Source organism: Burkholderia sp. (assembly GCF_018375725.1).
Taxonomy (GTDB): Bacteria; Pseudomonadota; Gammaproteobacteria; order Burkholderiales; family Burkholderiaceae; genus Burkholderia.
In genome coordinates, this window is the sequence record NZ_JAHACR010000111.1 from 1 (window position 1) to 11,796 (window position 11,796).

The 11,796-nt window shown below is 67.1% G+C and carries 11 protein-coding genes and 1 riboswitch; of the genes, 9 read left to right on the forward strand and 2 right to left on the reverse strand.

The features are described from left to right. The 3 genes from glpK to KH616_RS13675 form a co-directional block, all read left to right on the forward strand. Positions 1–1,059 (forward strand): glycerol kinase GlpK (gene glpK, locus KH616_RS13665; RefSeq protein ID WP_292245286.1); only part of this gene is annotated, 1,059 nt, incomplete at its 5' end. 87 nt (positions 1,060–1,146) lie between these two features. Beyond that, positions 1,147–1,860 (forward strand): MIP/aquaporin family protein, encoded by a 714-nt coding sequence (locus KH616_RS13670; RefSeq protein ID WP_292245288.1) that lies wholly within the window; start codon positions 1,147–1,149, stop codon positions 1,858–1,860. A 243-nt stretch (positions 1,861–2,103) separates the two neighbouring features. Next, entirely contained in the window at positions 2,104–2,790 is a 687-nt protein-coding gene (locus KH616_RS13675) for an HAD family hydrolase (RefSeq protein ID WP_292245289.1), read from the forward strand. 91 nt (positions 2,791–2,881) lie between these two features. Here KH616_RS13675 and ribB read toward each other — a convergent pair whose 3' ends face one another. Together ribB and KH616_RS13685 are read right to left on the reverse strand one after the other, a co-directional pair. Continuing rightward, positions 2,882–3,592, reverse strand: a complete 711-nt coding sequence (gene ribB / locus KH616_RS13680) for a 3,4-dihydroxy-2-butanone-4-phosphate synthase (protein WP_292245290.1) — start codon at positions 3,590–3,592, stop codon at positions 2,882–2,884. Between the two features lie 119 nt (positions 3,593–3,711). Then, positions 3,712–3,861, reverse strand: a riboswitch (FMN riboswitch). Positions 3,862–3,986: 125 nt separating this feature from the next. After that, positions 3,987–4,685, reverse strand: a complete 699-nt coding sequence (locus KH616_RS13685; protein ID WP_292245291.1) for an XRE family transcriptional regulator — start codon at positions 4,683–4,685, stop codon at positions 3,987–3,989. 420 nt (positions 4,686–5,105) lie between these two features. On the opposite strand from KH616_RS13685, the gene miaB reads away from it, so the two are divergent. The 6 genes from miaB to lnt all read left to right on the forward strand — a co-directional run. Further along, a complete protein-coding gene (miaB, locus tag KH616_RS13690) occupies positions 5,106–6,479 on the forward strand; it encodes a tRNA (N6-isopentenyl adenosine(37)-C2)-methylthiotransferase MiaB (RefSeq protein WP_292245293.1) in 1,374 nt (457 codons plus the stop codon). Positions 6,480–6,504: 25 nt separating this feature from the next. Then, on the forward strand, positions 6,505–7,545 hold the full coding sequence (locus KH616_RS13695; protein ID WP_292245295.1) for a PhoH family protein: 1,041 nt from the start codon (positions 6,505–6,507) through the stop codon (positions 7,543–7,545). Between the two features lie 136 nt (positions 7,546–7,681). Beyond that, positions 7,682–8,458 carry an rRNA maturation RNase YbeY gene (gene ybeY / locus KH616_RS13700; RefSeq protein ID WP_292245297.1) on the forward strand — a complete coding sequence of 259 codons (777 nt, stop codon included), beginning with the start codon at positions 7,682–7,684 and terminating at the stop codon, positions 8,456–8,458. A 22-nt stretch (positions 8,459–8,480) separates the two neighbouring features. Further along, positions 8,481–9,113 carry a gamma-glutamylcyclotransferase gene (locus KH616_RS13705; protein ID WP_292245299.1) on the forward strand — a complete coding sequence of 211 codons (633 nt, stop codon included), beginning with the start codon at positions 8,481–8,483 and terminating at the stop codon, positions 9,111–9,113. Positions 9,114–9,351: 238 nt separating this feature from the next. Further along, positions 9,352–10,239 carry a transporter associated domain-containing protein gene (locus KH616_RS13710; protein WP_292245301.1) on the forward strand — a complete coding sequence of 296 codons (888 nt, stop codon included), beginning with the start codon at positions 9,352–9,354 and terminating at the stop codon, positions 10,237–10,239. A 230-nt stretch (positions 10,240–10,469) separates the two neighbouring features. Continuing rightward, positions 10,470–11,796 (forward strand): apolipoprotein N-acyltransferase (gene lnt, locus KH616_RS13715; RefSeq protein ID WP_292245303.1); only part of this gene is annotated, 1,327 nt, incomplete at its 3' end.

Genomic DNA, 11,796 nt, shown 5'->3' on the forward strand with positions numbered 1-11,796 from the left:
CCCGGCGCGCGCGACAAGGCGCAGCAGGGCAAGCTCGCGTTCGGCACGGTCGACAGCTGGCTCGTCTGGAACTTCACGAAGCACGAGCTGCACGTGACCGACGTGTCGAACGCCTCGCGCACGATGCTGTTCAACATCCACACGCGCGAGTGGGATGCGGAGCTGCTCGAACTGCTCGACATTCCGCGCAGCATGCTGCCGGAAGTCAAGGCATCGTCCGAGATCTACGGTCACACGAAGACGACCGTGTTCGCGTCGAAGATCCCGCTCGCGGGCATCGCAGGCGACCAGCAGGCCGCGCTGTTCGGCCAGATGTGCACGACGTCCGGCATGGTGAAGAACACCTACGGCACCGGCTGCTTCCTGATGATGAACACCGGCGACAAGCCGATCGAGTCGAAGAACAACCTCGTCACGACGATCGCCTGGCAGATCGGCGATGAAGTGCAGTACGCGCTCGAAGGCAGCATCTTCATCGCGGGCGCGGTCGTACAGTGGTTGCGCGACGGCCTCGGCACCATCAAGAACGCCGCGGAGATCGAGGCGCTGGCGGCAAGCGTGCCGCACACCGACGGCGTGTACCTGGTTCCCGCATTCGCCGGCCTCGGCGCGCCGCACTGGAACCCGCGCGCCCGCGGCTCGCTGTTCGGCGTCACCCGCGGCACGACGTCCGCCCACCTCGCGCGCGCGGCGCTCGATGCGATCGCGTACCAGTCGCTCGACGTGCTCGCGGCCATGGAGGCCGACTCGGGTATCCGCATCGGCGAGTTGCGCGTCGACGGCGGCGCCAGCGCGAACAACCTGCTGATGCAATTCCAGGCGGATCTGCTCGGCGTCGACGCGGTGCGCCCGCAGGTCACCGAGACGACGGCGCTCGGCGCGGCCTACCTCGCCGGCCTGGCGATCGGCTACTGGAAGAATATCGACGAAGTGCGCAGCCAGTGGCAGCTCGATCGCCGCTTCTCGCCGTCGATGCCGAAGGAGCAGGTCGAGCACTGCATGGCCGGCTGGCAGCGCGCGGTGCGCGCCGCGAAGGCGTGGGCCGACGATACTCAATAAGCGGCCGCCCGGAATCCTCAATACAACAATGAAAACGCCGGCGGACCGCGCAGCGCGCGCGGCCGCCGCGGTCTACGAGAGACACACATGTCACCTTATTTCGCAGAATTCATCGGCACCGCGATCCTCGTGCTGCTCGGCAACGGCGCGGTCGCGAACGTGCTGCTCGCCAAGACCAAGGGCAAGGGCGCAGACCTGATCGTGATCGTGATGGGCTGGGCGATGGCAGTATTCGTCGCCGTCTACGTGACCGCCTCGTTCAGCGGCGCGCACCTGAACCCGGTCGTCACGATCAGCCTCGCGCTCGCGGGCAAGTTCGCGTGGTCGAAAGTCGGCGGCTACATTGCCGCGCAGATGCTCGGCGGCATGGCGGGCGCGCTGCTCGTGTGGCTCGCCTATCGCCAGCACTTCGCGAAGGAAGCCGATCCGGATCTGAAGCTCGCCGTGTTCTGCACCGCGCCTGCGATCCGCAGCGTCACGCACAACGTGCTGACCGAAGCGATCTGCACCTTCGTGCTGATCCTCGGCGTGCTGTATCTCGCCGCGCCGCAGGTCGGACTCGGCGCGCTCGACGCGCTGCCGGTCGGGCTGCTCGTGCTCGGCATCGGCATCTCGCTCGGCGGCCCGACCGGCTATGCGATGAGCCCCGCACGCGACCTCTCGCCGCGCATCGTGCACGCGCTGCTGCCGATTCCCGGCAAGCGCGACAGCGACTGGCGCTATGCGTGGGTTCCGGTGCTCGGTCCGATCATCGGCGGCTCGCTCGCGTCGTGGCTGTATCTGTCGCTGCACGCACACTGACGCGGTTCGCCGAACCGCAGAAGTGAACCCGCCCGCGCACCGGTCGCGGGCTTTTTTTTCGCCCGGCGCATGCCGTTCAACGGGCGTCCGAGGCGAAAAACCCGCTGCACATCCGCCGTGCGCCTCGGCCGCGGCCACCTGCACCGCAACGCCGCCGGTCACGACCGACCGTCACGCGATGGCCGGACAAAGCACGTATCATGGCGCCTGATCGCGTCGCCGACGCCCGAACTTCTCCGAACCATGCTCGATCACCTCATCTGCGACTGCGACGGCGTGCTCGTCGACAGCGAAGTCATCGCCGACCGCGTGCTGCTCGACACGCTGTCCGCCACGTTCCCGCACATCGACTTCGCGTCCGCCGCGAAGACCGCGTTCGGCCAGCAGACGTCACGCTTTCTCGCCGGGCTCGAGACGCGCTACGGCATCGCGATGCCGGACAATTTCCTGGAGACGATCGAACACAACATCGAAACCGGCCTCGCGCAATCGCTCGCGCCGATCTCGGGCGTGCGCGACGCGTTGCTGAAGGTCAGCCTGCCGGCGGCCGTCGTGTCGAACAGCCGCCTCGCGCGGGTGCGCAACTCGCTCAAACGCGCGTCGCTCACCGAGATCTTCGGCGAGCGCGTGTTCAGCTCCGAGCAGGTGCCGCGGCCGAAGCCCTATCCCGACGTCTACCTGCATGCGGCACACACGCTCGGCGTGACGCCGGAGCGCTGCCTCGTCGTCGAGGACAGCGTATCGGGATTGAATGCCGCTCGTGCCGCAGGGATGAAGACGATTGCGTTCGTCGGCGCCAGCCACATCCCCGACAACTACGCGGACGCGCTGCGCGCGATGGGGATCACGCGGATCATGCGCAAGATGGACGAACTGCCGGCGCTCGTCGAAGCCGGCATGCGCGGCGAATTCGGCGACGTGCAGTCCTGACTTTCATTCAGGCCGAACCGGGCCGCTCCGGCGTGCCCGGTTTCGCGCACGCCGTGTCAGGCGCGCGTGAACGCGCTTGCTCACGCCACATTCAGGCCGGTTCGCAGCAACGCTCGCGCGCAGCCGCCAGCGCCTCGCGGAATTCGACGAGTTCCGCGATCGTCAGCATCGGCAACCCGTGCTGTTTCGCGAAACGCTCGACATCGTCGCCGCGCGTCATCGTGCCGTCCGGATTCATCAGTTCGCACAGCACGCCCGCCGGCTTCAATCCCGCGAGGATCGTCAGGTCGACCGTGCCTTCGGTGTGGCCGCGCCGCGCCAGCACGCCGCCCTGCTGCGCGCGCAGCGGAAACACGTGGCCCGGACGGACGATGTCATGCGGCTTCGCGCCGTCGGCGATCGCGGCGCGGATCGTCGTCACGCGGTCGGCGGCCGACACGCCGGTATGCACGCCTTCGCGCGCCTCGATCGACACGGTGAACGCGGTGCCGTTGCGGCTTTCGTTGGTCTGCACCATCGGCGGCAGTTCGAGCGCGCGCACCTTTTCGTCGGTCAGGCACAGACAGACGATCCCGCTGCATTCGCGGATCAGCAGCGCCATCGTCTCGGGCGTGATGCGTTCGGCGGCAACGATCAGGTCGGCTTCGTTCTCGCGGTCGTGGTCGTCCTGCAGTACGACTGCGCGGCCTGCGCGCAATGCGTCGAGCGCGGCGGCAATGCGCGGCGGAACCGGTTCGGAATCGAGCAGCGGAAGATCGGCGAAGGCATCGGCGAACGCCGACGAAGGGGACGTAAAGGACATGTGAAACGCTCCTCGCAATTCAATTCGATTGGGCGAAAAACGTTTCAGGGCATTGCAAACAGACAGCACGCATCCATTTCGCGCACGACGCGAAACGGCCCTGACGAACCTGACTATCTGCACATCTTCTCTCATCCGGACTATGACCGTCGGCTCTGGAATTCAACCAGATCTGCTGACCCCGCGCATGAGGCGCGGGCGCTCGCGGGCTCGCCGGCCTTCGCCGACCTACCGCCGGTGGGGACTTTCACCCCGCCCTGAAGACGCACTGATGCCGGCAAAACCGGCGGGCAAAGCATACAACAGCCGCACATGCGGCGCTGCAAACCTCGCACAAAACCCTACTGAATACACTGTCTAATGCCGCAACCGCGCGCGCCGCGGCCGGTTCGCGCTAAAGGCTGCGCGGGCTCGCCGCGCGCGCATCCGGCGTCAGCCAGCGCGGCGGCGTCTCGGGATTCAACGTGACACGAAACGCGCGCGCGTCGCCGTCGCCCGGATTGCGCAGGCTGTACGGCTGGTCGGCGTCGAACACGATTGCATCGCCCGTCGCGAGCAGCTGGCGGCGGTCGTGCACGCGCACTTCGAGCGTGCCTTCGCTGACGACGAGATTGATCGTCGTGCCCGGCGCCCGGCGTACACCCGGCTCGGTATGCAGCGGTGCGATCCGCAGTTCGTGGAACTCGGCTGCGGCCGGTTCGCCCTCCGGATAAAGCGCGCGCACCGAGAAACGACCGTTCGAGCTGACGACGCGCGGCGCACGCTCGGCCGCCAGATGCTCGAAGCCGTTGACCGCATGGCGTCGCAGAAACGCCGCGACCGACACCTTCAGCGCGGCGGCGATCTTGCAGAGCACCTTGATCGACGGCACGCTGCGCGCCGATTCGATCTGCGCGAGCATCGCGCGCGACACGCCGGACAGACGCGCGAGCGCATCGAGCGAAAGCTGCCGCTCGGCGCGCAGCCGCGCGAGATTGATGCCGACGATCTGCTCGAGCGCGTCGAACGAGACGGATTCCGCGGCACGAGCCGCATCGCCGGAACCGGAATCGACTGAAGATACGTCGCGCACGAGCGCCAGGGATGAATGCATTGCGTTGCCTCCGGGCTGCGATGAAGCCCTGCGAATGATGGGTGCCGGATAAAACTTCGGATCGCGCACCGTTCGTGCGCATGACGAGACGCTAACACCCGCTTTCGCCCCACCCAACGAAGTTATCCTCACACCGTTATCACCATCGCGGCGGAATGCGTTTCTCGATACGCCATTGCGGCGTTGCAGCGGCGGCCGCACCGCAGATGGACCGGTTCGCCCGGCAAACCGGCCCGGCGCGCGCGAATCAGGGCCGCAATGCCCCGTGCGCGAACATGACGCGAAAGCCTGAAAAGCTATAATAGAGCGCTTTCCCGGCTGCTCCCGACACGCTGGCATCCCCGCCGCGCGGCGGGCGGCCGTCCCGATTCACCCTTGACGAGACGCCCCCAGGTCAACCACTGCGAACGGCGCATCCCCATGACCAAAAAAGTTTACGTAAAGACCTTCGGCTGCCAGATGAACGAGTACGACTCGGACAAGATGGTGGACGTGCTCAACGCCTCAGAAGGCCTCGAAAAAACCGACACCCCGGAAGACGCGGACATCATCCTGTTCAACACCTGCTCGGTGCGCGAAAAAGCGCAGGAGAAGGTGTTTTCCGACCTCGGCCGCGTGCGCGAGCTGAAGGAAGCGAAGCCGGATCTGCTGATCGGCGTCGGCGGCTGCGTCGCCAGCCAGGAAGGCGCGTCGATCGTCGCGCGCGCACCGTACGTCGATCTCGTGTTCGGCCCGCAGACGCTGCACCGGCTGCCGCAGATGATCGACGCGCGCCGCGCCAGCGGCCGCGCGCAGGTCGACACCACGTTCCCGGAAATCGAGAAGTTCGATCACCTGCCGCCCGCGCGCGTCGAGGGTCCGAGCGCGTTCGTATCGATCATGGAAGGCTGCAGCAAGTACTGCAGCTACTGCGTCGTGCCGTACACGCGCGGCGACGAAGTGTCGCGTCCGCTCGACGACGTGCTGACCGAGATCGCCGGTCTCGCCGATCAGGGCGTGCGCGAAGTCACGCTGCTCGGCCAGAACGTGAACGCTTATCGCGGCGCGCTGACCGCCGGCTCGCACGAGATCGCCGACTTCGCGACGCTGATCGAATATGTCGCCGACCTCCCCGGCATCGAGCGCATCCGTTACACGACGTCGCATCCGAAGGAATTCACGCAGCGCCTGATCGACGTGTACGCGAAGGTGCCGAAGCTCGTGAGCCACCTGCATCTGCCGGTCCAGCACGGTTCCGACCGCGTCCTGATGGCGATGAAGCGCGGCTACACGGTGCTCGAATACAAGTCGGTGATCCGCAAGCTGCGCGCGATCCGCCCGGACCTGTCGCTGTCGACCGACATCATCGTCGGCTTCCCCGGCGAAACGGAAAGCGACTTCGACAAGACCATGGCGCTCGTCGACGAGATGAGCTACGACACGAGCTTCTCGTTCATCTACAGCCCGCGCCCCGGCACGCCGGCCGCGAACCTGCACGACGACACGCCGCGCGAGGTCAAGCTCAAGCGCCTGCAGCATCTGCAGGCCACGATCGAGGAAAACGTCGCGCGCATCAGCCAGTCGATGGTCGGCAAGGTCGAGCGCATCCTCGTCGAAGGCCCGTCGCGCAAGGATCCGAACGAACTCGCCGGCCGCACCGAGAACAACCGGGTCGTGAACTTCCCGGCGCCGCTCGCCTCGCACCCGCGCCTGATCGGCCAGATGATCGACGTGAAGATCAATCATGCGTATCCGCACTCGCTGCGCGGCGAACTCGTGCTCACGCACGACGACGCGAGCGCCGCGACGCACTGACGTCCCACCGGAGCCCGACGCCACTTTGAAAAACGCCCAAGCACTGGAATTCACCGCACCGCGCGACGACAACGCGCGCCTCGCGAATCTCTGCGGCCCGCTCGACGAGAACCTGCGGCAGATCGAACAGGCGCTCGACGTGACGCTCTCGCGGCGCGGCCACCGGATCGCGATCCGCGGGCGCGGCGCCAAGCTCGCGCTCACCGCGCTCGAAGACTTCTACAACCGCGCGCGCGATCCGCTGTCGGTCGACGACATCCAGCTCGCGCTGGTCGAAGTGCGTCACACGAACGGCAACGGCCGCCAGGATGCGATCGACGTGCGGTTCCGGGGCGACCCCGACCACCCGTTCGACGAGCCGGTCGAGAGCATCGACGCCGAACTCGAGGAGCCGGCGCCGAAGCTCTACACCCGCCGCGCCGACCTGCGCGGCCGCACGCCGGCACAGCGCGAATACCTGAAGCAGATCCTGTCGCACGACGTCACGTTCGGGATCGGGCCGGCCGGCACCGGCAAGACCTATCTCGCGGTCGCCTGCGCGGTCGATGCGCTCGAGCGCGACCAGGTCAAGCGCATCGTGCTGACGCGTCCGGCCGTCGAGGCCGGCGAGCGGCTCGGCTTCCTGCCGGGCGACCTCGCACAGAAGGTCGATCCGTACCTGCGTCCGCTCTACGACGCGCTCTACGACCTGCTCGGCTTCGACAAGACCGCGAAGATGTTCGAACGCCAGATGATCGAGATCGCCCCGCTCGCGTACATGCGCGGCCGGACGCTGAACCATGCGTTCATCATCCTCGACGAGGCGCAGAACACGACGCCCGAGCAGATGAAGATGTTCCTCACGCGGATCGGCTTCGGCTCGAAGGCGGTCGTCACCGGCGACACGAGCCAGGTCGACCTGCCGCGCGGCCACAAGAGCGGCCTCGTCGAGGCGCAGCAGGTGCTGGGCGGCGTGCGCGGCATCGCGCTGACGCGCTTTACGAGCGCCGACGTCGTCCGCCATCCGCTCGTCGCGCGCATTGTCGAGGCGTACGACGAGTTCCACGCGCAGCACAAGGACGAGTGACGCGTCCGCGCGTCGCGCAAGGCCCGGCCGCCGTCTGGCGCGCCGGGCATTTTTTCGGGCGCGCGGCGGAGCACCAAATTCGGGCGGGATCGACCGTTTGGTGTATCCTCATCGCGTTCCAATCGCCTCTCCTGCCATGAAATCCTCCCGCTCCAGCAAGTCCGCGACGGCCGGCCAGGCCACGCCGGCAATCCCCCGTCTTTCGCTGTTCGACGCGAAGGGCAAGGTCAAGACTGTCGATGCGCAGGCCCTGAGAATCGACTTCCCCGATGGCCGCAGCCTGATGTTCGACCTGTCGGACAGCTCCGGCGACGCGGCCGTCGCGATCGTCGCGCAGCATGCCGACCCGTCGATGCGTGCGACGCTTGCGCTGCGGCCCGAGCATTACGACAGCGTGACGCTGCAGGTCGGCGCGGAGACCGCGCCGCCGGAAATCGGCCACGATGGCGCGCCGGATCATGAACCCGAGCTCGAACTCGCCGTGCAGTACGGCGACGAGATCACGAGCGCGCAGCGCAAGGCGCTGCCCAAGCGCAAGCTGATCGCCGAATGGATCGCGCCCGCGCTCTTTACCGACGCGCAACTGACCGTGCGCTTCGTCGGCGAGGACGAAGGCCGCGCGCTGAACGACAGCTACCGCCAGAAGGACTACGCGACCAACGTGCTGACCTTCGCGTATGACGATGTGCCCGGCATCGTGGCCGGCGACCTCGTGCTGTGCTGCCCGGTCGTCGAGAAGGAAGCGAACGACCAGGGCAAGCCGCTCGTCGCCCACTACGCCCATCTGCTCGTGCACGGCGCGCTGCATGCGCAGGGCTACGACCACGAGACGAGCGACGAGGACGCGGCCGAAATGGAAGCCCTCGAAGTCGACATTCTCGCGAAGCTCGGCTTTCCGAACCCCTACCAGTAACCGGCCACCCCGTTCGCGACCGATGCGCCACGCTGCCACGTGCCCGCCCGCCTATCCGCCGCCGATCGGCGAAGGGCGGTTGCTGACCGAGGACGAGCTCGCGGCGTCGCTCGCGCACACGCTGCTCGACTGGGACGGCAAGCAGGATCTCTGGCTGTTCGGCTATGGTTCGCTGATCTGGAATCCGGGCCTGCCGACCATCGACGCGGTGTGCGGCAAGGTGCACGGCTATCACCGCGGCCTCTATCTGTGGTCGCGCGTGAACCGCGGCACCCCCGAGCAGCCGGGCCTCGTGCTGGCGCTCGACCGCGGCGGATCGTGCACCGGCATCGCATTCCGGCTCGCCGGCCCGACCGCGCTGCCGCACCTCGAGACGCTGTGGAAACGGGAAATGCCGATGGGATCGTACCGGCCGGCGTGGCTGCCATGTTCCCTGTCGAACGGCAAACGCGTGACGGCGCTCGCGTTCGTCATGCGCCGCGACGTGCCGACCTACACCGGCAAGCTGCCGGATCACGTCGTGAAGGAAGTGTTCGACCGTGCGAAGGGACGCTACGGGACGACGCTCGATTACGTCAGCCGCACTGTCGACGCGCTGCGCGCGAGCGGCATTCCGGATCGTGCGCTGGAGGCGCTGCTGGCGCGGTGCCGCTGAAGCGCGGCGCCGCCAGACCGTACCGTCGGCACGGTCGATATTTTGGCCGCCGCTGCCCCGCCGTGCTTTTCTGAGATAGGATGGAACCCAAGGACGGCGCGCCGCCGTTCCCGAGCAGGGTTCCGCTCGCCCGCCTGCCCCGGCCGTTCGGCCGGCGTGACACGGTCGTGCCATGCCCTTGGTGTATCCTTTCCAGTTCCGCGACCACGCGCCCGGGGAACCAACCGGGCGCACCACCATGAACGATTCGTATCCCAGTCGAAAATCTACCGACAAACCGCAAGAAAAGCGCTCGCTCCTCGAGCGCCTGACCGACTTCATCTCGCCCGAGCCCGAATCCCGCAGCGAGCTGCTGGAAATTCTCCAGGATGCCCACGAACGCAACCTGATCGACGCCGATTCGCTGTCGATGATCGAAGGCGTATTCCAGGTCTCCGATCTGTGCGCACGCGACATCATGGTGCCGCGCGCGCAGATGGACGCGATCAACATCGCCGACAAGCCTGAAGACTTCATCCCGTTCGTCCTCGAGAAGGCGCACTCGCGCTACCCGGTCTACGAGGAAAATCGCGACAACGTGATCGGCGTGCTGCTGGCGAAGGATCTGCTGCGCTTCTATGCGGAAGAGGAATTCGACGTGCGGGGGATGCTGCGTCCGGCCGTGTTCATCCCGGAATCGAAGCGCCTGAACGTGCTGCTGCACGACTTCCGGGTCAATCGCAACCATCTGGCGATCGTCGTCGACGAATACGGCGGCGTCGCGGGCCTGATCACGATCGAGGATGTGCTCGAGCAGATCGTCGGCGACATCGAGGACGAATACGACTTCGACGAGGAAGCCGGCAACATCATCTCCGCACCGGACGGCCGCTACCGCGTGCGCGCGCTGACCGAGATCGAGCAGTTCAACGAGGCGTTCGGCACGGATTTCCCCGACGACGAGGTCGACACGATCGGCGGGCTGATCACGCACCATTTCGGACGCGTTCCGCATCGGGGCGAGAAGCTGCGCCTCGGCAACCTCGTATTCGAGATCCAGCGCGGCGACGCACGGCAGATCCACGTGCTGCTGGTGCGTCGCGATCCGCTCGCAAGCCGGCGCGCCGAGACATCGCACGAAGACTGAGCGCGCGGCCGGTCGCGCGCCTCGGGCAGTGAAACGCCGGGCACGCCATTGGCCGCATGCCATTTGTCTCGCCGCGCCGGCCGCGCGCCAGCGGTCGGCGCGACTGGCGGTGCGCACCGCTGACCGCTTGCCGCACACTGCTAGTCGCGCGCCGCTTGCCGCACGCCGCTTGCCGCACGCCGCTTGCCGCACGCCGCTTTTTCCAACCGCTTCACCACCTTTCGCACTGCATGGCTGAACCGATCCCGTCCCGCCCGACAGGCGGCCGCTTCTCCCCGACACTCGGCCGTGCATTGCCGCGCTGGCATTACCCCGCCGCACTGCTCGCCGGCGCTGCCCACACGCTCAGCTTCGCGCCGATGCCGCACGGCGGCTGGCTCCAGCTCGCGGTATTCGTCTGGTTCTTTGCCCAGCTGACACACACCCGCAGCTGGAAAAGCGCCACGCTTACCGGCGGTGCGTTCGGTTTTGGCAATTTCATCACCGGCATCTGGTGGCTCTACATCAGCATGCATGTGTACGGCGAGATGGCCGCGCCGATCGCGGGCGCCGCACTCGTGCTGTTCGCGCTGTACCTGTCGCTGTACCCGGCATTCTCCGCGGGCCTGTGGTCGTTCTGCGCGGGCCATGCCTGGCATCGCCGCGAGCCCGATCCGCGCCCGTTCTCGCCAACCTGGCACGGCGCGTTCGCATTCGCGAGCGCGTGGGCGCTCGGCGAATGGCTGCGCGGCACGCTGTTCACCGGGTTTCCCTGGCTCGCCAGCGGCTATCCGCAGGTCGACGGGCCGCTTGCCGGCTTCGCGCCGATCGTCGGCGTGTACGGCATCGGCTGGGTGCTGGCGCTGTTCGCCGCACTGATCGTCCAGGCGCTGGCCGCCGCCCGTTCCGCGCCCGCACGGAAGACGTCGGCCGGCGGCCTGCGCACCGCGGCGCCCGCCGGCATCGCCGCCGCACTCGTCGCAGCCGGCCTCGCACTGTCGCATGTCACGTGGACTGTGCCCGCGAACGCGCCGCTCGCCGTCCGGCTTTTGCAGGGCAACGTGAAGCAGGACATCAAGTTCGAACAGGCGGGCATCGACGCGGCGATCAGGATGTACCAGCAGATGATCACCTCGAAGCCGGCCGACCTGATCGTCACGCCCGAGACGGCGATCGCCGTGATGATCCAGGAATTGCCCGAACCGTTCGCGCGCGCGGTGCGCACGTTCAGCGACAGCACGGGCTCCGCGCTGCTGTTCGGCGCGGTCGGGGCATCGGTCACCGAAGACGGGCGGTACGTCGACTACACGAACAGCCTGTACGGCGTGACGCCGAACGCGCGCGACATCTACCACTACGACAAGCACCACCTCGTGCCCTTCGGCGAATTCATCCCGTGGGGCTTTCGCTGGTTCGTCGATCTGATGAAGATGCCGCTCGGCGATTTCGCGCGCGGCGCGCCGGTGCAACGGCCGTTCCTCGTGCGCAATCAGCCGGTGATGGCCGACATCTGCTACGAGGACATCTTCGGCGAGGAAATCGCCGCAACGATCCGAGACAATCCGCAACCGCCCGGCG